This window comes from Kocuria varians (assembly GCF_006539885.1).
Taxonomy (GTDB): domain Bacteria; phylum Actinomycetota; class Actinomycetes; order Actinomycetales; family Micrococcaceae; genus Kocuria; species Kocuria varians.
On sequence record NZ_BJNW01000006.1, the window covers coordinates 43,266 to 64,886 of the forward strand.

Sequence of the window (21,621 nt, forward strand, 5' to 3'; positions counted from 1 at the left end):
CCCACAAGCCCAAGGAGAACCCCGCCGTGCGCATCCTGACCGTCAACGTGAACACCACGCAGTCCATGACCGATTCGATCGCCGAGGCCGCCCGCGCCGTGGTCGAGCCCGGGGCGGAGATCGTGGGGCTGACGCCAAGGTTCGGGGCGCCGTCGTGCGAGGGCAACATGGAGTCCTACCTGGCTGCGGTAGGGGTGATGGACGCTGTGCTGGCGTACGACCAGCCCTTCGACGCCGTGATCCAGGCGGGGTTCGGTGAGCACGGGCGCGAGGGGCTGCAGGAGCTGTTGGAGCAGCCGGTCGTGGACATCACGGAGGCCGCCGCCTCCATGGCCACGTTCGTGGGCCGCACCTACTCCGTGGTGACCACGCTGGACCGTACCGTGCCGCTCATCGAGGACCGGCTGCGGCTGGCCGGGCTCATGGAGCGCTGCGCGTCCGTGCGGGCGTCGAACACCTCCGTGCTGGATCTAGAAAGGGATGAGGGCGCAGCGATCCGATCGATCGTCGACGAGGCGCAGCGCGCCGTCGCCGAGGATCGCGCAGAGGTGATCGTGCTCGGGTGCAGCGGCATGGCGGCGCTCGAGGCGGCCGTGCGCGAACGCTGCGGGGTGCCCGTGGTGGACGGCGTGGCTGCCGCAGTGACGGTGGCGCAGTCCCTCGTGCGGCTGGGGCTGACGACGTCGAAGTCCCGCACCTACGCGAAGCCGCTGCCGAAGGAGCTCAAGGGGTTCCCCTTCTCTCGGTGAACGGGATCAGGGTCGCGCAGGACCCTACTTCCGGGGAAAGCCCCCGGCCAGCAGTGCCGCGGCAATCAGCGCGGGCTGCCCGAAGAGTCGTGCCAGCCGCTTGCCGTCGGTGTCCAGGTGGAAGGCGTCGTGGCGCTCGGCGTACTGGCTGATGTTCCCCGGGAAGATCGCCGTGTAGAACGCGGCAAGCCCAACCCCTACGGCGGCGCGGCGCTTGGGCAGGGCGAGGAGCGCGGCTCCGAACGCGATCTCCGCCACGCCGGAGGCCAGAACCACCGCGTCCTTGTCCACGGGGAACCAGTTCGGCACCTGGGCCTGGAAGTCCTTGCGGGCAAACGTGAGGTGGGAGATCCCGGCGGTGGACATGAGCCCGCCGAGACCCAGCCGGGCGGCGGTCTGGGCAGGCGTCGGCGTCGGAGCGGGCTTGGTCAGCGACTTCAGCGTTGTGGTGAGGGACAACGGGTCTCCTTTGGCAGTCCGGGCGGATACTCGTGAGTAATAACCGCCGTCGACGGGCGCGTTATTCCTTCGGAGTCCTGAGCCGCTGCTGAAGGAGCTCCAGGGCTTCCCGTTCGAGCGGTGAGCGCGCACGCGCCCGGCCGCTAGCCTGGGCCCATGCCGAAGACCCTGGACGACCTCGCCTGGCCCCGCCACACCGAGCGGCTGACGCTGCGGAAGCAGGAGCCCGCCGACGCGGATGCCCTGTGGGAGATCGAGGGCGACGCCGCTCAGAACCGCTGGACCACGCGCGTCTACGAGGACCGGGCTGCGTTCGACGCGGACCGCGGGGCCCGCGCGGCGTCGGACCTGGTGGCCTACTGGGACGGACGGTTCGCCGGAGTGCTGATGGTGGCCCAGAAGGACGCCTGGTCCCAGGCCGAGGTGTCCGAGCAGGCGAAGGGGCAGCTGGTGGAGCTGGGGTGGCGCGTCGCCACCTGGGCGCAGGGTCGGGGACTCGCCACGGAGCTGGCCCGGGAGGGGCTGGCCATCGCCTCCGAGATGGGCGTGCACCGGGTGGAGGCGAGCTGCTTCATCGAGAACGCGGTGTCATGGCGGGTCATGGAGAAGGTGGGCATGCGCCGGGAGTCCCACACCGTGAAGGAGTCGCTGCACCGGGACGGCACGTGGCACGACGGCCTCACCTACGCCGCGCTGACGGAGGAGCTCCGCGCCCGTTCCTGACGCCACGCGGACCCACCCGGTGCGCCCGCTCCCGACCAGGCGCGACGCGGGCCCGTGCGATGCCACCCAGCGCCCGCACCTCCCGACATGACGCACCCCGCCGCGCAGGTCTAGAGTCACGGTCCATGACCACTAACGTTGCCGCATACCAGGCCGTTGCCTCCGGAGCTCCGCTCGAGAAGGGCACCATCGAACGCCGGGACCTGCGCCCGGACGACATCCGCATCGAGATCGAGTTCGCCGGGATCTGCCACTCGGACATCCACACCGTCCGTGAGGAGTGGGGCGAGATCGAGTTCCCCATGGTCCCGGGCCACGAGATCGTCGGCCGGGTGACCGAGGTCGGTTCCGAGGTCACCCAGTTCTCCGTGGGGGAGCGCGCCGGGGTGGGCTGCCTGGTGGACTCGTGCCGCGAGTGCGAGTGGTGTCTGAAGGGCGAGGAGAACAACTGCCCGCACTCCGTGGGCACCTACAACGGCAAGGACCGTTTCGACGGCACCCCCACGCAGGGCGGCTACTCCACCCAGATCGTGGTGTCCGAGGCGTTCGCGCTGCACATCCCCGAGAACCTCGACCCTGCCGCGGTGACGCCCCTGCTGTGCGCGGGCATCACCACCTACTCGCCGCTGCGCACGTGGGGCGTCACGGAGGGCTCGAAGGTCGCCGTGGTGGGCATGGGAGGTCTCGGCCACGTGGCCGTGAAGCTCGCCGCCGCCATGGGCGCGGAGGTCACCGTGATCAGCCAGACCCGGTCCAAGGAGGAGGACGGCCGCCGCTACGGCGCCTCCCACTGGATCGCCCGGGCGGAGGACCCCGAGGCGCTGAAGGAGCACAAGGGCGAGTTCGACGTCATCATCAACACCGTCTCCGCCCACATCGACGTCCAGGAGTTCATGGCCACCCTGCGCCCCCACGGCGCCATGGTGCTGCTGGGCCTGCCCACCGAGGCGCTCGAGGTGAAAGCCGGCGCGGTCATCAGCGGCCGCAAGTCCCTCACCGGTTCCAACATCGGCGGCATCCGGGAGACCCAGGAGATGCTGGACTTCTGCGCGGAGCACGGCATCACCGCGGAGATCGAGCTCATCAAGGCGGAGGACGTCAACGAGGCCTACGACCGCGTGGTCGACTCGCACGTGCGCTACCGCTTCGTGATCGACGTCGCCTCCCTCTGAGGTCGGGGTTGCACGGCCGACGACGCCGCACTCGTCATCGGTCTGCGGCCGCACCACCGCGGGCGGCCGGGTTCCGGAAAACCGGCCCCGGCGCCGTCGCCTCGGCCCTATGGGCGTGGCCGCTCGGACGCCCCCGCCCGGTTTTTCGTTGCCAGGACCACCCCGCAGTAGACGAGGGACGCCGCGGCGGCCGAGGTCAGCAGGAGCAGCAGCACCAGTTGGGCGATCTCTCCGGGGCCTTCCGGTGAGACCCCGTTCAGCCCTGCGGTGACTCCCGCGACGACCGCCGCGACGAGGAAAGCTGTCCCGGCGGAGGTGGCGGCGATTTTTCGTGACCCTGCCATCGTCCCGTCCCTTCTCACGCGATGTGCATCTTCTGGCACATCGACCGTAGGCACGGGGGAGGGCGGCGCACTACTGCCGAATGGCCAGGATGTCGGTGGCCGTTCGGCCAGGGGCTGGGCACGGTAAGCGGCGGGCAGCACCGCCGCGTGCAATCACCGCCCCGCATGCCCTCCCAGCCCCAGGGGCGCGTGCCGGTTGACGTCCTTGTAGAGCAGGTACCGGAACGGCTTGGGGCCGCCGGCGTAGCAGGCCTGGGGGCAGAAGGCGCGCAGCCACATGAAGTCCCCCTCCTGCACCTCCACCCAGTCCTCGTTGAGCCGGTACACGGCCTGGCCCTCCAGGACGTAGAGCCCGTGCTCCATCACGTGGGTCTCCGCGAAGGGGATGATCCCGCCGGGCAGGAACGTCACGATGGTCACGTGCATGTCGTGGCGCAGGTCCCTCTGGTCCACGAAGCGGGTGGTGGCCCAGCGGCCCTCGGTCCCCGGCATGGGGGTGGGCTCGATCTCCTGCTCGTTGGTCACGAAGGACTCGGGCTTCTCCACGCCGGCGACCTTCTGGTACCGCTTGCGGATCCACATGAACCGGGTGTCCTGCGTGCCGGTGTTGTGCGCGGTCCACGTCTCCCCGGGGGCGATGAACGCGTACCCGCCGGGCTCCAGGATGTGGGTGTCGCCGTCCCCGGGCTCGTCGCCGAGCGTGATCTCCAGGGAGCCCTCCATCACGAACAGCACGGCCTCCGCGTCCGGATCGTCTTCCGGCTTGTCGGAGCCGCCGCCGGGGGCGACCTCCACGAGGTACTGCGAGAACGTCTCCGCGAAACCGGTCATGGGGCGCGCGAGCACCCACAGCCGCGTGTCCTCCCAGAACGGCAGGTACGAGGTCACGATGTCCCGCTGCGTGCCCCGCGGGATCACCGCGTACGCCTCGCGGAACATCGCGCGGTCCGTGAGCAGGTCCGTCTGCGGCGGGTGGCCGCCGTGCGTGGCCCAGTACGTGCGGTTCTCGGTCATCGGGTCTCTCCTGTGTGGAAGTTCAAATGTGAGAAATTCAGGCGGATTCTTCGGACGATGACGACGACGCCGCCGCGCCCGGGTTCGCCACGGACCGCACCGTGGCGGGGTCCAGGCCTGCCGCGTGCAGCTCGTCCTCGGTGACCGCACCGCAGAGCAACCCGCGCACCACGTAGCGGGCCAGCGCCCGGGCGGTGGCGGGCTCGTCCGCCACGTCCGCGGCCTCGATGCCCGGCACGGAGCGCCCGGCGTACGCGACGAGGCGGCGGGCGGCGTCGTCGAACGCCCCGCGGTAGAAGGCGTAGTTGGTGAGGAAGCGCGTGGGCAGCTGGTGGGCGTGCAGGTCCCAGCCCTGGTAGATGCCGCGCTCCAGGCTGCGCCGCACCAGGCGCGCGTGCAGCTGCCAACTCTCACGGCGTTGGGCGGGATCGCCCACGGGCAGCCTGTTGGTGGAGCCGTCCGAGAGGTTCACGCCCGTGCCGGCCACGGCCACCTGCATCACGTTCTTGGCGTGGTCCGCGGCCGGGTGCTCCAGGGACTGGAACTGCCCCGAGATACCGAGCGAGACCGAGTAGTCGTACGTGCCGTAGTGCAGGGCCGAGACGCGCACCTCCGCCGCACCCAGCATCGCGGGGATGGGGCAGGTGCCGTCCAGGCCCAGGATCATGGGCGGGGTCTCCATCTGGATCTCGAAGCGCAGCCGCCCGGCGGGCAGGTCCAGCGCGTCCTCGAACGCGGCGCACGCCTCGACCATCACGCGCACCTGCTCCACCGCGGAGACCTTCGGCAGCGTGAGCACCAGACCGGCGGGCAGGCCGTCCTCGCTGATCCCCGCCTCCCGCAGCCCGCCCTCGCGCACCAGCGTGCTCAGGAACAGGTCCAGGGTGCGCAGCCCGCGGGCGCGTGTGGCGGCCTCGAAGCACTTGAAGCGGATGCCCGCGAACGCCGGGGCGGGGGTGTCCCCCGAGGCGCGGTGCCGCGCGAACGTGGCCACCGTGCGGGCGGCGGCGACGGCGTCGGCGTCCTCCTCGGCGTCCGGGCGCACGCCGTAGCCGTCCTCCAGGTCCAGGCGCAGGTCCTCCACGGGCTCGGTGCGCAGCTTGCGGGCCACGCGCTCCACGAGGTCCGGCGCGGCGTCGTCGTCGATCCCGGCGAGCCGGGCGAGCTCGGGAAGCCCGCCCGCCTCCTCCGCGGCCGCGAGCGCGGCGGTACCCCACTGTGCGGGGGTGTCCTCGGTGACCAGGTCCGCCGGGACGTAGCACGTGTGCACGGGCTGCCGGGCGGGGTTCTCGCCGGGGTAGAACCGGGCGAGGTCCGCGTCCGTGGCGGCGAGCAGCAGGTCCGCGCGGCGCGCGAAGTCCGGCGGCAGCACGGGGGCGGCCCCCGCCGCACCGGAACCGGTGACGACGGGGGCCTGGTGGGCGGAGCGCTCGGCTCGGCTCACTTGCCGCCCTCCATGAGGTCGTAGGCGGGCAGCGTGAGGAAGTTCGGGTAGTCCTCCTTCAGGACCATCGCCGAGATCAGCTTGCCAGCCGGCACGAACCACTTCTCGAAGTTCTCCGGGTCGATCTCCTCGCGCAGCACCTCGAGCTGCTTGTCGAGCGCGTCCGAGACGATCTCGCGGGTCGCGGTGTTGCCGGTGTCCGTGTAGACCACGCCGTTCTTGATCTGCTGCCAGATCTGCGAGCGGGAGATCTCCGCGGTGGCGGCGTCCTCCATGAGGTTGTGGATGGCCACCGCACCGTTGCCGGACAGCCACACGGCCATGTAGCGGATCGCCACGTAGAGGTTCGCGTTGAGCTCCTTCTCCGTGCGCTGGTCCCCGGCGGAGGGCACGTCCAGGAGCATCTCCGCGGTGACCTCCACCTCCGGGCGCTGACGGTCCACCTGGTTGGGGTTCTCACCCAGCACCTCGTCGAAGACCTCCCGGCACACGGGCACGAGGTCCGGGTGGGCCACCCAGGAGCCGTCGAAGCCGTCCCCGGCCTCGCGGGTCTTGTCGTTGCGGACCTTCTCGAAGGCCGCCTTGTTGATCTCCTCGTCCTTGCGGGAGGGGATGAACGCGGCCATGCCGCCCATGGCGAAGGCACCGCGCTTGTGGCACGTCTGCACGAGCAGGTCCGTGTAGGCGCGCATCAGGGGAGCGGTCATGGTCACGGAGGAGCGGTCAGCGAGGATGAACTTCTCACCGGCGTCCCGGAAGTACTTGATGATGGAGAACAGGTAGTCCCAGCGCCCGGCGTTGAGGCCGGAGGCGTGGTCGCGCAGCTCGTAGAGGATCTCGTCCATCTGGAACGCGGCGGGGATGGTCTCGATCAGCACGGTGGCACGGACGGTGCCGTGCTCGATGCCCAGGTACTCCTCCGCGAACGTGAAGACGTCGTCCCACAGCCGCGCCTCCAGGTAGGACTCCATCTTGGGCAGGTAGTAGTACGGCCCCTGACCGTTCTCGATCAGCTGCTTGGCGGTGTGGAAGAAGTGCAGCCCGAAGTCCGTGAGGGAGCCGGAACCGGTCTTGCCGTCCACGGTGATGTTGTACTCGGGAAGGTGCCAGCCGCGCGGGCGCATGACCACCACGGCCAGCGGGGCGTCCTCGCGCAGCGCGTAGGTCTTGCCCTCCGGGGAGGTGAAGCCCAGGGTGCCCCGGGCGGCGTCCCGCAGGTGGGCGATCGCGTCCACCTGGTTGGCCCAGCTGGGGGAGGCGGCGTCCTCGAGGTCCGCGAGCCACACCTTGGCCCCGGAGTTCAGGGCGTTGATGGCCATCTTCGCGGGGGTCGCGGGCCCGGTCATCTCCACGCGGCGGTCCTGCAGCGCCTGCGGTGCGGGTGCGACCTTCCAGTCGCCCTCGCGGACCTCGCGGGTCTCCGGCAGGAAGTCCAGGGAGCGGCTCTCGGCGGCCTCCTTGCGGGCGGTCTCGCGCTTGCCGAGCAGCTCCTCGCGGCGCTGCGCGAACTTCTGGTGCAGCGCCTCGACGAACGCGAGGGCCTCCTCGGAGAGGATCTCGGTGGCGGCGGGCACGTTCTCCGGTGTGGTGTGGCTGATGCTCATGGTGGCCTCCTGGTGTCGTGCGGTCAGTGGCACGGGGTCGGTGGCGCGAGGTGCGCCCGATCACCGTCTTTTGTATCCGCATTGTGGAAATTTAATTCCATTTACTGAATCCTAGGCATACACTGGGGTGCGTGACAAGGTCTTCGTGAGGCGTGGCTCACACGACACTACCCAGGCGGACGCGTGCTACCGGCACCGCCGCGGTCACGCCGTTTTCGAGAGGGCATCCGGTGCGCGGGAGCGCGTCGACGTCGAGGGAGCACGTGGAGAGGGCACACGCATGGCTGACGGCAAGAGCGCGGGCGGGGTGCAGTCCGTGGAGCGGGTCTTCGACCTGCTCAGCATCATCACCGCGTCCGGCGGCGAGTCCTCCCTCAGTGAGCTCGCCTCCAGGGCCCAGCTGCCCCTGCCCACCATCCACCGGCTGCTGCGCACGCTGATCCCGCTGGGATACGTGCGCCAGCTGCCCAACCGCAGCTACGCGCTCGGTCCCGGGCTGATCCGGCTCGGCAACGCGGCCGGGCTGCAGCTGGGCACGTCCGCGCAGCCCGTGCTGCAGGGGCTGGTCCGGGAGCTGGGGGAGTCCGCGAACATGGCCGTGCTGGACGGTCACATGGTCGTCTACGTGGGCCAGGCGCAGTCCTCCCAGTCCATGCGCATGTTCACGGAGGTCGGCAGGCGGGCGCACGTGCACGACACCGGCGTGGGCAAGGCCATCCTGGCAACTCTGCCGGAGCAGCAGGTGGTGGGCATCGTCTCCTCCATGGGCATGCCCACCCCCACGGCCAAGAGCCACGGCACCGTGGAGTCCCTGCTCGCGGACCTCGAGCAGATCCGCGAGCGCGGCTACGCCGTGGACGACGAGGAGCAGGAGATCGGCGTGCGCTGCTTCTCCATGGTGGTTCCGGACGCCCCCACCCCCACGGCCATCTCCGTCTCGGGGCCCACGTCCCGCGTGGACTGGGAGTTCGGCGAGCGCGCCGTCCCGCTGCTGCGCGAGGCCGCCCTGCAGCTCTCGGTGCAGCTCAACCCCGCGGGCTGAGCCCTCAACGGAGGCTCCCGGCGCGGTTCCGGCGTGCCGGGACGACGACGCCTCGCCGCCCGCCCTGCCCCGTCCTCCGTGAGCAGGCCCAGGCGCCACGCGACCTCCTCCGGGCTGCCGATGGAGGTGCCCTGGCGCGCCTGCACCGTGCGGATGTAGTTGGTGGCGTCCGCGAGGGAGTCGAACGTGCCGGTGTCGAGCCACGCGGTGCCGCGGGGCAGTACGTGCACGGCGAGCTCGCCGCGGCGCATGTCCTCGCGGTTCAGGTCCGTGATCTCCAGCTCCCCGCGCGCGGACGGCGTGAGCGCGCGGGCGAACTCCACCGCGCGGTGGTCGTAGAAGTAGAGACCCGGCACGGCGTAGTGGCTGCGGGGGCGCTCCGGCTTCTCCTCGATGGACACGGCCCGCCCGGCGGCGTCGAACTCCACGACGCCGTACGCCCCCGGATCCGCGACCCGGTACCCGAAGATCGCCGCGCCGCGCAGGTCCTGGAAGCGGCGCAGCTGCGTGCCCAGCCCGGGCCCGTGGAAGATGTTGTCCCCGAGCACCAGGCACACGCTGTCGTCCCCGATGTGCTCGGCGCCCAGCATGAACGCCTGGGCGAGCCCGTTCGGGCGCTCCTGCTGCGCGTAGCTGATGCGCACACCAAAGCGCGAGCCGTCCCCGAGCAGGCGCTCGAACTGCTCGGCGTCGTGCGGGGTGGTGATCACCAGGACGTCCCGCACCCCCGCCAGCAGCAGCGTGGACAGCGGGTAGTAGATCATCGGCTTGTCGTAGACCGGCACCAGCTGCTTGCTCACGCCCACGGTCACGGGGTGCAGGCGCGAGCCGGTGCCGCCCGCCAGGATGATGCCCTTCATGTCCCCATTGTGGCAGGGGGACCATGCGGATTCACCGACGACGACGCCGCCCGCCCCGGAACCGGGGCGGGCGGTGTCGTCGTCGGGAGCGGACCGTCAGTGCTCTCCCTGGTCCTTCTTCACCTGCGGGATCTCCTGGGTCAGCGGGGCGGGGACCACCTCGCCGGCGGCGGTGATGACCGGGACCTCGTTGCCCTCCGCGTCCAGGAGCTTGCCGTCCTTGACGGTGTCGCCCTCCTGCAGGTGGCTCTGCAGGTGCTCGAGCGCCTCGACGGGCACGTAGCGCACGGGCGCCTCCGCGAACACGGAGCCGCTGCCCTCCGGCGGGTTGCCGATGCGGATCTCGTTGGACAGGATGTTCAGCACCACGGCGGCCACGGCAGCGGAGCTGATGCCGGAGTGGAAGATGGTCTCGAACCAGCCGGGGAAGCCCGCGTAGATGGTGGGTGCCACGATGGGCAGCATGCCGATGCCGATGGACGTGGCCACGATGATCAGGTTGGGCGTGCCCGCGTACTTCACCTTGCCGAGCGTGCGGATGCCGGACGCCGCCACGGTCCCGAACAGCACGATCCCCGCGCCGCCCAGCACGGGCACGGGCACCGCGGCGACCACGCGGCCGAGCCCGGGCAGCAGGCCCAGCAGCAGCATGATCACACCGCCGGCGGTCACCACGAAGCGGCTGCGCACCCCGGTGATCGCCACGAGCCCCACGTTCTGCGCGAACGCGGACTGCGTGAAGCCGTTGAAGATCGGGGAGATGAACGAGGCGCCCATGTCCGCGCGCAGCCCGTCCGCGATCCGCCGGCGGTCCACGTCCGTGCCCACGATCTCGCCCACGGCGATGATGTCCGCGGTGGTCTCGGTGAGGATCACGAGCACCACGATCGTCATGGAGATGATTGCGGCGGGCTCGAAGGTGGGCGGGCCGAAGGCGAACGGCTGCGGGAAGGCGAACACGGCGCCGTCGCCCACCTTCGAGAAGTCCGCCATGCCCAGGAGGAACGCGAGCACCGTGCCCAGCACGATGCCCAGCAGGATCGACAGCCGCGAGACGATCGCGCTGCGCACCTTGGACAGCAGCATGATGATCAGCAGGGTGGCACCGGCCAGGCACACGTTCTTGAAGATGGTGTGCTCGTCCCCCTTGGCCGCCACCGCGGCGCCGCCCATGGCCCACTGGGCCGAGACGGGGAACAGGGTCAGGCCGATGGTCGTGATCACCACGCCCGTGACCACCGGCGGGAAGAAGCGGATGATGCGCGCGAAGAACGGCGCCACCAGGAACCCGATCACCGCGGACGCCATGACCGAGCCGAAGACCGCCTGGATGCCACCCCCGCCGTGGACGATGGCCGTCATGGTGGCCACGCCCGCGAAGGACGTCCCCTGCACGAGGGGCAGCTGCGAGCCGAAGAACTTGACGCCGAAGGACTGCAGGACGGTTGCCAGACCGCCCACGAACAGGCAGCACGCGACGAGCAGCGCCTGGTCCCCGGAGGACAGCCCGGCGGCCCCCACGATCAGCGGCGGCGCGATGATCCCGCCGTACATCGTGAGCACGTGCTGGAACCCGTAGCCGAAGCTGGGTCCCGCGCCGAGGTACTCGTCCTCGGGCCGCGTGGACCGGGAGCGCCGCGCGGGTCGGGACGCCGCGGTGGTTGACGACATGGGGTGCCTTTCTGGGAAGGGACGCGTGGTCCGCCCCCGCCGGTGGACGGCGGGGGCGGGAAGATCTCGTGCGGTGGGACCGCGGCTCAGCAGAAGCCGGCGATGCCCAGCCACGCCTGCTCGGCGTCCTGGGCGTCCTTGCGCTGGACGGTCGCCTCGATCAGGCCGAAGGGGCGGTCCGCGGCGTAGTGCGTCTCGTTCGTGTTCTCCAGGTCGCAGAAGCCCAGGTCGTACACGAAGTGGTGCTTGTTGGGGCACGAGAACTTGATCTCGTCGATCTCCGGGTGAGCCTCGATCACGGCCTTGCCCATGAGGTACAGGGTCTCCTGCAGGGCACGGGAGTAGTGGTCCGTGAACTTGTCCAGGATGATCCGCTTCACGTCCGCGTAGACGGCGTCGTAGTCCACGTCCGTGGTGTTGTAGCGCCACCGGGTGGCCACGTCCGTGGACATGATGCGGTCGGTGGTCTCCGGCAGCGTCGTGTACTGGTCCTTGGGGTAGCCCTCGAACCCGGACTCCGTGGACTTCAGCACCGTGAGGTCCTTGAACCCCGAGATCACGGTCTGCTGCTCGCCGTCGGTCACGAGCACCGCGGTGCGGACCTCCTGCTGGTTCTGCACGAAGCAGTGGTTGCTGTCGTTGATGCGGTCCCACGCGTGCTCGTCCGCCGCCCATCGCCCGCCGGTGACCCAGTCGAAGTCGCTCGTGAAGTGCTCCGAGAGCTTCAGCAGCAGCTCCTCCGGGGAGGTGATGCCGTACTTCTGGGCAAACGCGAAGACCGTGTTCTTCTGGGTGTCCGTGGGCACGCAGTGGCCGTTGTCACCCTGTGTGTGCACGGCCTCGAAGTCGCCGCGCAGCTGGGAGGTCACCACCAGGTCCCGGATCACGTGCCGGTCCGTGTCGCGGTGGATGCGCACCACGTGGTTCTGCGCCTTGCCGTACTGGTTCTTTCCCAGGACTACTTCGGTCATCGTCTTCTGCTCCTCTGTGGGAAGTCGGGTGTCCTGCGTGCTGCGGCGGCCGTCGACGCTGTGTCGGCTCCTGGGTCAGCTGCCGCGGTAGGTGGAGTACGCGAACGGGCTCAGCAGCAGCGGCACGTGGTAGTGCCCCTGCTCCTGCCGCACGGTGAAGTCCACGCCGACGAACGGGTAGAACGTCTCCAGGTCGTGGCCGGCGAAGTACGGCTCGGTCGCGAAGATGATCCGGTAGTGGCCGGACTCCAGGGTCTGTGGGCCGAGGTCGGTGACCCGGCCGTCGTCGTCGGTGGTGGCGCTCGCGAGCTCGCGACCCTCACCGGTGAGAAGAGTGACGCGGATCCCGCGCGCGGGGCAGCCGTGCACGGAGTCCAGGACGTGGGCGGAGACGAAGCTCATGCGAGCATCCCTTCGAGACGCAGGACGGCGATCTGGCGCAGCTGCTCCGCAACCTCGCGGCGCTCGTCCTCGGGCGGGTTGGTCAGGCGGCGGCGCGCCTCGGAGAGGATCTCCGACAGGCTGCGCCCGGCGGCGCGGATGAGGAACACGTGGCCGAAGCGTTCCTGGTACTCGAGGTTGGCGCGCTCCAGCTCGGCGCGCACGGTCTCGTCCGCGTCCCCCAGGGAGGCCTGCTCGCCGCGGGAGAGCTCGGCCTCCGCGGAGTCGCCCTCCGCGCGGCGCCCGATCATCGGGTGGTGGGACAGGGCGCGGTCGATCTCCTCGTCCGTGAACGGATCGGCCGTGCTGCGCGCGGTTTCCAGCAGCTGCGCGGTGGACGCGTATGGGCGGTGCTCCACGAGGCCGTCCACCCACCGGCGAACCTCCAGCGCGGGCCGCAGGGCCGCCGCGGCGGACGCACGGTCGAGGGTGTTGAACTCGGTGAGCTCCACGGGCGTCCTCCCAGAAATTTCGAGATATGAAAACTTAATTTCACCGAAACTCAGTGAACGGGATCACAGCCCACGAGTCAAGAGGACCTGCCGGGGTGGCTAGCATGAGGGCATGAAACCCTTCGTGCTCCTGGCCACACGCGCCGACGACACCCTCGCGGACGAGGAATACCAGGCTGTTGCCCGCTTGGGAGGGCTCGAGGAGTCCGAGCTGAAGCGCATCCGCCTGGAGTCCGGGCAGTGGCCCGCCCTGGACCTGGACGAGTACAGCGGGATCATCGTGGGTGGTTCCCCGTTCAACTCCTCGGACCCGGCGGAGGAGAAGTCCAAGGCCCAGCGGACCGCGGAGACGTGGATCAGCTCGCTGTTGGACGAGGTCGTGGCCCGCGACTTCCCGTTCCTGGGCGCGTGCTACGGCGTGGGCACCCTGGGGATCCACCAGGGTGCGACCGTGGACCACACGTGCCACGAGGATGTCGGGCCCATCACGGTGACCCTCACGGAGGAGGGGCAGAAGGACCCCCTGCTCCAGGGCATCCCCCGCGAGTTCAGCGCCTACGTGGGGCACAAGGAGGGCACCCGGGTGATGCCCCCGAACGCCGTGCTGCTCGCCACCGGCGAGGTCTGCCGCGTGCAGATGTACCGGATCAAGAACAATCTCTACGCCACCCAGTTCCACCCGGAGCTGGACGCCCCGGGTCTGGTGAGCCGGATCATGGCGTACAAGGACCTCGGCTACTTCCAGCCCCAGGACACCGAGACGGTGGTCGATCGGGCGGTCAACGGGCCCGCGGTGGAGCAGGCCCCGAAGATCCTGCGCGCGTTCGTGGAGCGCTACCGCTGCTGAGCCCCCCCGCCCTCCACCGTGTTCCCGTCCACCGGCCGCGGCACTCCGGAACGGTTACCGTGGAGACATGAGTCAGCCCAGCGCCCCGTGGTCCCACCCGACGCCCTCACCGCACGGTGAGCCGCCCCGCGGCGGAGTGACCGGCACCCCCGGCGCCACGCCCGCGGGCCCGGGAAACCGCGGCGTCGGCGGCCCGGGGATGCCCGCCCCCGTGCAGGCCCCCGGGCCCATCTCCGCAGGCGGCACCCGCACGCTCTTCTACCACCGGCTCGCGCTCGCGGACCGCAACCACCGCTGGTGGATGCCGCTCGTGGAAGGGGTGCTCGCGCTCGCCGTCTACGTGGTCCTGAGCATCGCGTTCGGGATCGTCATGGCACTGGCGGTGCCCGAGATCATCACAGGGGACATCCTGGCGATGGACCAGATGGACCCGGCGGTCTTCCTGCTCCTCTTCGGCTCGGTGGCGCTGATGCTTCCGAGCGCACTGATCGCCCGCCTGGCGCTGGGGCCGCGCCCGCTCGGGCTGATCTTCTCGGTGGCCGGGCGGATCCGCTGGCGGTGGCTGCTCACGTGCCTGGGCGTGGCCGCGGCGGTCTACGTGGTGGTCAACCTCGCGGGGATCGGCCTGGACCTGGCCACCGGCGGGGGAACGCTGGAGTTCGCCCTGGCACCCGGGATCGGGTGGCTCGTGCTGCTGTGGCTCGTCGTCGTCCCGCTGCAGTGCACCGCGGAGGAAGTGGTCTTCCGTGGCTACCTGGCCCAGATGGTCGGGCGCTGGCTCAAGCACCCGGCGTGGGCCATCCTGCTGCCCGTGCCCCTGTTCGTCCTGGGTCACGACTACGACGTCTGGGGCCTGGCCTCCGTGGGCATCATGGCCGTGACCATGGGTCTGGTCACGTGGCGCACCGGCGGCCTGGAGGCCGGGATCGCGCTGCACGTGGTCAACAACATGGTGGTCACACTCATGGGCATGGTGGGGCTCGCGGACATGAACGAGACCTCCGGCAGCCCGTCCGACCTGGTCACAGAGGTGATCCTCAACGGGGCCTACCTGGCGCTCGTGTTCTGGCTCGTGCGCCGCAACCCCTCGGTGGCCGTCACGCGCACCGTGGTGCTGCCCCCGCCGCCGCAGCCCCCGCGCATGCCGGCGCTCGAGGCGCGCCCCGCCGCGCTCACCGCGGACGGCTCCGGGCTGGCCGCGTACGTGCTCAATCCGGTCACCCAGACCTACATGATCCTGCCGCCGCAGTACGGTCCGTACTCGGTGCGCGACGCCGAGGGTCGCTACGTGGGCGTGCTGGACACGCGCTCCGGCGGGGTCGGTCAGGTGCCCGCGCGGGGGCGGGCTCCTGGCCTGCCTGCGGAGGCCGGGCAGGGTCACGGGGCGAGTCGGGCCGTGGGCGGTTCGTACACTGGGCGGCATGACGCATAGTTCGCACGTGCCCTCCACCGGTTCCGACGACGCCGCCCGGGCCACACCCGAGGGCCGGTTCGCCGGACAGCTCGGCGAGTTCGTCACGGCCTCCCCGAGCTCCTACCACGCGGTGGCCACGGCCGCCGCCGAGCTCGACGCCGCCGGCTTCACCCGGCTCGACGAGACGCAGACCTGGCCGGAGCTGTCCGCGGGGCGCTGGTACACAGTGCGCGACGGTGCACTGATCACCTGGGTGCTGCCGTCCGGTGCCGCACCGGGCGCGGGCTACCGCGTGCTGGGCGTCCACACCGACTCCCCGGGTTTCAAGCTCAAGCCCCGCCCCACGACCGTCTCCCACCGCTGGTACCAGGCGGGCGTGGAGATCTACGGCGGGCCGCTGCTGAACTCGTGGCTGGACCGGGACCTGCGCTTCGCCGGGCGCCTGGTGGTGCGTGGCGTGGACGGTGCGCCCCGCGAGGTGCTGACCGCCACCGGGCCCGTCGCCCGGATCCCGCAGCTGGCCGTGCACCTGGACCGCACCGCGAACGAGGCGCTCACGCTCGACAAGCAGCGCCACACCCAGCCCGTGTGGGGCGTGGGGGACGCGCAGGACGCTGACGTCCTCGCGGTGCTCGCCGCCGCGGCGTCGGATGCCGACGGCTCGGCCGTGGACGGCCTGGACCCCGCGGACGTGCTGGGCTACGACATCTGCGTGGCGGACACCCAGGCCCCCGAGCTGATCGGCGCGCAGTCCACCCTGCTCGCGAGTGGCCGCCTGGACAACCTGACCTCGGTGTTCGCGGGGCTGCGGTCCATGACCGAGCACGCGGACGAGCTCGACGCCGCCCGGCACGTGAGCGTGTTCGCCGCGTTCGACCACGAGGAGGTCGGCTCGGCCACCCGCTCCGGTGCCGCCGGTCCCTTCCTGGAGGACATCCTGGAGCGCATCGGCGCCGCGCGCGGGCACTCGCGGGACGAGCACCTGCGGGAGATCGCGGGCTCGGTGTGCCTGTCCTCGGACGCCGGGCACCTGGTGCACCCAAACTACCAGGGCCACCACGACCCGGTGAACACCCCGGAGCCCGGGCTCGGCCCCCTGCTGAAGATCAACGCCAAGCAGCGCTACACCACGGACGCCGTGGGTGCCGCGCTGTGGGCGGGGATCTGCGAGGACGCCGGGATCGGCTACCAGGAGTTCGTCTCCAACAACACGGTGCCGTGCGGCTCGACCATCGGACCCATCACGGCCACCCGGCTCGGCATCCGCACGCTGGACGTGGGCGTGGGGCTGCTGTCCATGCACTCGGCGCGGGAGCTCGTGCACACCGGGGACCTGCTCGCGCTGAACGCCGCGGTCACGAGCTTCTGGCGCGGCTGAGCCGCCGGGCGCCGCGGCGTCGTCGCCGGTCACGCGGCGACACGTGCGTTGACACCCCCGCGCGCCGCGTGATGGATTGTGGAACGTAATGCCATCCAGAGCGGCCGAGAGACGTGGCTCGTCGACGCCGCAGCAACCACCCGTGTCACGGGCCGGTGCTCCCGCCACGGCCGATGGACAGTGTTCTGCTCCGCTGACCGGTTCGGTGACCGTCGCCCGCCCGTGACGGCCGCGTCCGCGCACCACGCGCCCGGACGACGCCGCGGGGGAGCGCGGAGCACCGCGCGGTCCTCGTGCGCGTCCCGGCCGGCGGGGACGGTCCGGGGTGCGGGTCCGACGCAGGGAGCCGTCAGCGCATGAGCACCATCCAGATCACCGAATCCCCGAGAGTCCGGGCCCGTGAGGCCGCCGCGCAGGACGTCGCACCGGAGGCGGCCGCCGCGCGTGCGCTGCGTGAAGGCGCGGCGGGGCCGATCTCCACGGCCGAGCTGCAGCGGGTCTTCCGTCCCGTCTTCGACCGGATCGCCGAGCGCACCGTGGCTCGCGAGCAGGAGCACGAGCTGCCGTTCGAGTGCTTCGCGTGGCTCAACGAGCTGCGCTTCGGTGCCCTGACCCTGCCACTGGAGAGGGGTGGCTACGGGGCGAGCCTCGAGCAGGCCGTGGAGCTGCTGATCGAGCTGGCCGCGGCCGACTCCAGCGTGGCCCACGTGTACCGCTCGCACCTGGGCTTCCTCGCGAGCCTGGGCGCGGACGAGGCGGACGTGTGGTTCCCGCGCGTGGCCGCGGGGCAGACCGTGGGCAACGCCGCCACCGAGCGCTCCGGCGTGGCACTGGGTACGGCCACCACGACCCTGACCCGCTCGGACGGGGACGGCTCGTGGCTGCTCGAGGGCACCAAGTACTACTCGACCGGGTCGATCTTCTCGGACTGGATCCAGGTCACCGCGCAGATCCCCGGCCAGGAGGCCCGCTCCCACGCGCTCGTGGGCAGCGACTGGGACGGTGTGGAGATGATCGACGACTGGGACGGCTTCGGCCAGCAGCTCACCGGCACTGGCACCACGCACCTGCGCGGGGTGCGGGTGCCCGCGGAGAACGTGCGCAACCGGGACGGCCGCAGCACCCAGGAGGTTGCGGTCTTCCAGCTCGTGCTGCTCTCCGTGGAGGCGGGGATCGCGAGGGCCGCCGCGCGCGACGCCGCAGACCTGGTCCGTGCCCGGACCCGCGGCTTCAACACCGGCAACGGCGCCGCGCCGGCCGAGGACCCGCAGATCCTGCAGCGCGTGGGCGAGCTCAGCGCCCAGGCGGCCGCCGCCCGGGCCATCGTGCTGCAGGCCGCCCGCGAGGTGGACGCCGCCGTGGGCGTGCTCGGCCAGGACCCGCTGATCGCGGACCCCGAGGCCCTGACCAACGCGTGCGAGCTCGCCGTGGCGCAGGCCCACGTGGTGGTCCCGGGCCTCGTCAAGGACGTCACGGACGGGATCTTCGACGTCCTGGGCGCCTCAGCGGTCTCCCGTTCCAAGGCGCTGGACCGGCACTGGCGCAACGCCCGCACCATTGCCACGCACAACCCGGTGGTCTACAAGGCGCGCATCGTGGGCGACCACCGCGTCAACGGCACGCCCATGTTCGGGCTCAACGCCATCGGGGACGTGCGCCGCACCGCGTCCTGACCCCGGCCGGCCGGGTGCCGGACGCGGCCACCCCGAGAAGCCGACGACGCCGCCCGGCGACCTTCGCGCAGAAGGCCACCGGGCGGCGTCGTCGTCGGGGAGCGGAAGCGTCCCCCGAGAGGGGTGGGGCTACGGCAGCTGCAGCATGGAGATGTCCGCCATGCGGGCCATCACGCGCACCACCTGGCAGGAGTAGCCGAACTCGTTGTCGTACCAGACGTAGAGCACCACGGAGTTGTTGTTCACGATGGTCGCGAGGCCGTCCACCACGCCGGCGCGGCGGGAGCCCACGAGGTCCGTGGAGACCACGTCCGGGGAGTCCACGTAGTCGATCTGCTTGCGCAGCGGCGAGTTCAGGGAGATGTCCTTGAGGAACGCATTGATCTGGTCCTTGTCCCGCGGAGCGTTCTCCAGCTGGAGGTTCAGGATCGCCATGGAGACGTCCGGGGTGGGCACGCGGATGGCGTTGCCGGTGAGCTTGCCCTGCATCACGGGCAGCGCCTCGGCCACGGCCTTGGCGGCCCCGGTCTCCGTGATGACCATGTTCAGCGCGGCGGAGCGGCCGCGGCGGTCGCCCTTGTGCCAGTTGTCGATCAGGTTCTGGTCGTTCGTGTAGGAGTGCACGGTCTCCACGTGGCCCTGCACGATCCCGTACTCGTCGTCCAGGACCTTGATCACCGGGGTGATCGCGTTGGTCGTGCAGGAGGCCGCGGAGAGGATGGTGTCTTCCGGGGTGATGTCGGAGTCGTTGACGCCGCAGACGATGTTCTTCATCTCGCCCTTGCCCGGGGCGGTGAGCAGCACCTTGCCCACACCCTTGGCCTGCAGGTGCTGGGAGAGGCCCTCCTCGTCACGCCACACGCCGGTGTTGTCCACCACCAGGGCGTCCTGGATGCCGTACTCGGTGTAGTCGATCTCCGAGGGCGAGTTGGCGTAGATGAACTGGATGGGCACCCCGTTGGCGGTGATTACGTTGTGCTCCTCGTCCACCGTGATGGTGCCGTCGAAGGAGCCGTGCACGGAGTCCCGCCGCAGCAGGGATGCGCGCTTGACGAGGTCGTTGCCGGGCTTCTTGCGCACCACCACGGCGCGCAGGTTCAGGCCGGTGCCGTCGTTGCGGTTGAGCAGGATGCGCGCGAGCAGGCGGCCGATGCGACCGAAGCCGTAGAGCACCACGTCCCGGGTCTCGGCCTCGTTGCTGCCGTGCTGGTCCACGGCCGGGGCGAGCGCCTCGCGCAGATAGGTGTCAAGGTCCGTGGCACCGGACTCCACGAAGCCCTGGTGCAGCTTGGCGACGTCCACGTTGCACACGCCCAGGTTCAGCGGGCCCAGGGCCCGGAGGATCTCCAGGGTGCGGTCGATCGGCAGCTCCTCGCCCAGGATGCGCCGCGTGAAGCGGTGGACCTTGATGATGTCCGTGACAGACTTGTGCACCAGGGACCGGCCGAAGGCCGTGGTGACCACCTTGTTCTCCCGGTGCAGCTGTCCCACCAGGGGGACCAGCTGCTCGGCGAGGGCTTCTCGTTCTGACCACGTGGCGCTCATGAGCAACCTTCTTCCTCGGCCCGGACGTCGTCGTCCGAACCGTCTTGGAGTCGCGCGACGGTGCGCGGACTGGCGGGATGGCGCGCCTCGTGAGCGGCGCTGCTCGTCGAGAGCACAGTTTACGTGTCCGCCCGCCGCGCCCGGGACCTGTGCCACCGCATGACGACGCCGCCGTGGGGGCCTGGCAGCGCGGGTCTCCGCGCGGCGTCGTTCGCGCTCCGGCGGCCACAGGGATCCCGGGGACGACGGTCCTCTTGTGAGGCCCGCGGCGCCGGGGCGCGCGGGGGCTGCTTTGCTACCGTGGTGCCATGTTGACCGTGATCGGTGAAGCGCTCGTGGACGTCGTGTCCCGCAACGGGGCGGAACCCCGGGCCCACGTGGGCGGAAGCCCCATGAACGTGGCCGTGGGACTGGCCAGGCTGGGCCAGGACGTCCAGTTCCTGGGCCGCTACGGGCAGGACGACTACGGCCACCGCGTGGTGGAGCACCTGCGCGGCAACGGCGTGGCCCTGCCCTTCGAGCCGGACACCCGCCCCACCTCCGTGGCTCAGGCCACCGTGGGAGAGGACGGCTCGGCCACCTACGACTTCCAGCTGGACTGGTCCCTGGACGTGACGCCCGAGCGGATCGACGAGCTGCTGGACGGCACCACCCTGCTGCACGTGGGCTCGATCGGCGCGATGCTCGAACCGGGCGCGTCCGTGGTGGTGGACGCCGTGGAGCGCGCACGGCGCACCGCCCTGATCTCCTACGACCCCAACTGCCGCCCGTCGATCATCCCGGACTCCTCGGACGCCCGCGCCCGTGCGGAGCAGATCGTGGGGTTGTCCCACGTGATCAAGGCCTCGGACGAGGACCTGCTGTGGCTCTACCCCCACCGCACCGTGGAGGACACCGCCCGCGCGTGGCTCAAGGCCGGCGCGCGGCTCGTCGTGGTCACCCGCGGTGCCATGGGCCCGTGGGCGCTCAGCCGGGGCACCGGGCGCGACGGCGTGTCCGGTGCCGGCCGCGCACGTCACCGTGGCGGACACCGTGGGTGCCGGGGACTCCTTCATGGCCGCCCTGCTTTCCGCGCTCGCGGACCGCGAGATCCTGGGCGCCTCCGCCGCGACCTCCATCGAGGAGCTGGGTGCGGACGAGGTGCGCGAGCTGCTGCTCTACGCGGCCGCGGCCTCCGGCGTCACCGTCTCGCGCTCCGGCGCGGACCTGCCCACGCGCGAGGACCTGCCCACGGTCTCCTGAACCTTCTGCCGCGCCGCGGCACCACCAACCCCGACGAGAGGAACAGCGCCATGTACGACCGTCACCCCTACGCGGACCTGCCCGAGCTGCCCGAGTTCACCCTGACCTCCACGGACGTGCGCGACGGCGAGAGCCTCGCGACCCCGCAGGTCTCCGGGATCATGGGCGCCGGGGGGCAGGACGTGTCCCCGCAGCTGTCCTGGAGCGGCGCCCCCGAGGGCACGCAGTCCTACGTGGTCACCGTGTTCGACCCGGACGCCCCCACGCCCAGCGGCTTCTGGCACTGGTGCCTGTCCAACATCCCGGCGGACGTGACCGAGCTGGCGACCGGGGCGGCGTCGAACCCGCCGCAGGGCGCCGTGAAGCAGCGCAACGACGGCGGCACGGACGAGTACCTGGGCGCGGCCCCGCCCGCCGGGCACGGCCCGCACCGCTACATCGTCTGCGTGACGGCGGTGGACGTCCCCGCGCTCGAGGTGGACGAGAGCTCCAGCCCCGCCGTGGTGAACTTCAACCTCTTCTCGCACGCCCTGGGGCGCGCGTTCCTCACGCCCGTCTACGAAGTGGAGTGACCGC

Annotated in this window: 18 protein-coding genes, 2 pseudogenes and 1 riboswitch; of the genes and pseudogenes, 10 read left to right on the forward strand and 10 right to left on the reverse strand. The window is 70.9% G+C overall.

Annotation, left to right across the window (positions count from 1 at the left end; genetic code table 11):
* The first annotated feature begins 26 nt into the window (after positions 1-26).
* Entirely contained in the window at positions 27-749 is a 723-nt protein-coding gene (locus tag KVA01_RS04485; protein WP_068468314.1) for an aspartate/glutamate racemase family protein, read from the forward strand.
* A 24-nt stretch (positions 750-773) separates the two neighbouring features.
* Here KVA01_RS04485 and KVA01_RS04490 read toward each other — a convergent pair whose 3' ends face one another.
* Entirely contained in the window at positions 774-1,208 is a 435-nt protein-coding gene (locus KVA01_RS04490) for a DoxX family protein (protein WP_231860585.1), read from the reverse strand.
* Positions 1,209-1,364: 156 nt separating this feature from the next.
* Between KVA01_RS04490 and KVA01_RS04495 the strand changes: the two genes are divergently transcribed.
* Together KVA01_RS04495 and KVA01_RS04500 are read left to right on the forward strand one after the other, a co-directional pair.
* On the forward strand, positions 1,365-1,931 hold the full coding sequence (locus KVA01_RS04495) for a GNAT family N-acetyltransferase (RefSeq protein ID WP_068468316.1): 567 nt from the start codon (positions 1,365-1,367) through the stop codon (positions 1,929-1,931).
* Positions 1,932-2,056: 125 nt separating this feature from the next.
* On the forward strand, positions 2,057-3,103 hold the full coding sequence (locus KVA01_RS04500; RefSeq protein ID WP_068468318.1) for an NAD(P)-dependent alcohol dehydrogenase: 1,047 nt from the start codon (positions 2,057-2,059) through the stop codon (positions 3,101-3,103).
* 497 nt (positions 3,104-3,600) lie between these two features.
* Here KVA01_RS04500 and KVA01_RS04505 read toward each other — a convergent pair whose 3' ends face one another.
* The 3 genes from KVA01_RS04505 to aceB all read right to left on the reverse strand — a co-directional run bounded on the left by KVA01_RS04505 (position 3,601) and on the right by aceB (position 7,509).
* Positions 3,601-4,461, reverse strand: a complete 861-nt coding sequence (locus KVA01_RS04505) for a bifunctional allantoicase/(S)-ureidoglycine aminohydrolase (RefSeq protein WP_068468320.1) — start codon at positions 4,459-4,461, stop codon at positions 3,601-3,603.
* 37 nt (positions 4,462-4,498) lie between these two features.
* Positions 4,499-5,833 (reverse strand): DUF6986 family protein, encoded by a 1,335-nt coding sequence (locus tag KVA01_RS04510; RefSeq protein WP_170221120.1) that lies wholly within the window; start codon positions 5,831-5,833, stop codon positions 4,499-4,501.
* 68 nt (positions 5,834-5,901) lie between these two features.
* The gene (aceB, locus tag KVA01_RS04515) at positions 5,902-7,509 is read right to left on the reverse strand and encodes a malate synthase A (protein ID WP_141269107.1); all 1,608 of its coding nucleotides are present in this window, start codon (positions 7,507-7,509) and stop codon (positions 5,902-5,904) included.
* Positions 7,510-7,789: 280 nt separating this feature from the next.
* Here aceB and KVA01_RS04520 point away from each other — a divergent pair, with 280 nt between their 5' ends.
* Positions 7,790-8,551: an IclR family transcriptional regulator gene (locus KVA01_RS04520; protein WP_068468326.1), complete on the forward strand. Its 762-nt coding sequence runs from the start codon at positions 7,790-7,792 to the stop codon at positions 8,549-8,551.
* 47 nt (positions 8,552-8,598) lie between these two features.
* Here the strand turns inward: KVA01_RS04520 and rfbA are convergent.
* The 5 genes and pseudogenes from rfbA to uraD all read right to left on the reverse strand — a co-directional run.
* Positions 8,599-9,411, reverse strand: a pseudogene (gene rfbA / locus KVA01_RS04525) (glucose-1-phosphate thymidylyltransferase RfbA); the annotation flags it as partial.
* A 96-nt stretch (positions 9,412-9,507) separates the two neighbouring features.
* The gene (locus tag KVA01_RS04530; protein WP_141269109.1) at positions 9,508-11,082 is read right to left on the reverse strand and encodes a nucleobase:cation symporter-2 family protein; all 1,575 of its coding nucleotides are present in this window, start codon (positions 11,080-11,082) and stop codon (positions 9,508-9,510) included.
* A gap of 86 nt (positions 11,083-11,168) precedes the next feature.
* Positions 11,169-12,053 (reverse strand): factor-independent urate hydroxylase, encoded by an 885-nt coding sequence (gene pucL / locus KVA01_RS04535; protein ID WP_068468332.1) that lies wholly within the window; start codon positions 12,051-12,053, stop codon positions 11,169-11,171.
* 75 nt (positions 12,054-12,128) lie between these two features.
* Entirely contained in the window at positions 12,129-12,455 is a 327-nt protein-coding gene (gene uraH / locus KVA01_RS04540; protein WP_068468334.1) for a hydroxyisourate hydrolase, read from the reverse strand.
* Positions 12,452-12,946, reverse strand: coding sequence for a 2-oxo-4-hydroxy-4-carboxy-5-ureidoimidazoline decarboxylase (gene uraD, locus KVA01_RS04545; protein WP_068468336.1), 495 nt, complete (start codon positions 12,944-12,946; stop codon positions 12,452-12,454). Before uraD ends, uraH begins: the two co-directional genes overlap by 4 nt.
* A 112-nt stretch (positions 12,947-13,058) precedes the next feature.
* Between uraD and KVA01_RS04550 the strand changes: the two genes are divergently transcribed.
* The 4 genes from KVA01_RS04550 (at position 13,059) to KVA01_RS04565 (ending at position 18,258) form a co-directional block, all read left to right on the forward strand.
* Complete coding sequence (locus KVA01_RS04550) at positions 13,059-13,793, forward strand: glutamine amidotransferase (RefSeq protein ID WP_068468338.1); 735 nt, start codon at positions 13,059-13,061, stop codon at positions 13,791-13,793.
* Between the two features lie 67 nt (positions 13,794-13,860).
* Positions 13,861-15,225, forward strand: a complete 1,365-nt coding sequence (locus KVA01_RS04555) for a type II CAAX endopeptidase family protein (protein ID WP_231860587.1) — start codon at positions 13,861-13,863, stop codon at positions 15,223-15,225.
* Positions 15,215-16,585, forward strand: a complete 1,371-nt coding sequence (locus tag KVA01_RS04560; protein ID WP_141269111.1) for a M18 family aminopeptidase — start codon at positions 15,215-15,217, stop codon at positions 16,583-16,585. The genes KVA01_RS04555 and KVA01_RS04560 overlap by 11 nt, the downstream gene beginning before the upstream one ends.
* 88 nt (positions 16,586-16,673) lie before the next feature.
* A riboswitch (SAM riboswitch) is annotated at positions 16,674-16,765 on the forward strand.
* 176 nt (positions 16,766-16,941) lie between these two features.
* The gene (locus KVA01_RS04565; protein ID WP_082810271.1) at positions 16,942-18,258 is read left to right on the forward strand and encodes an acyl-CoA dehydrogenase family protein; all 1,317 of its coding nucleotides are present in this window, start codon (positions 16,942-16,944) and stop codon (positions 18,256-18,258) included.
* Between the two features lie 129 nt (positions 18,259-18,387).
* Here the strand turns inward: KVA01_RS04565 and KVA01_RS04570 are convergent, their stop codons facing one another.
* Positions 18,388-19,803 carry a glyceraldehyde-3-phosphate dehydrogenase gene (locus KVA01_RS04570; protein ID WP_141269113.1) on the reverse strand — a complete coding sequence of 472 codons (1,416 nt, stop codon included), beginning with the start codon at positions 19,801-19,803 and terminating at the stop codon, positions 18,388-18,390.
* Positions 19,804-20,111: 308 nt separating this feature from the next.
* On the opposite strand from KVA01_RS04570, the pseudogene KVA01_RS04575 reads away from it, so the two are divergent.
* A pseudogene (locus tag KVA01_RS04575) lies at positions 20,112-21,045 on the forward strand (carbohydrate kinase family protein).
* Positions 21,046-21,095: 50 nt separating this feature from the next.
* A complete protein-coding gene (locus tag KVA01_RS04580; RefSeq protein ID WP_068468347.1) occupies positions 21,096-21,617 on the forward strand; it encodes a YbhB/YbcL family Raf kinase inhibitor-like protein in 522 nt (173 codons plus the stop codon).
* The last annotated feature ends 4 nt before the right edge of the window (positions 21,618-21,621 follow it).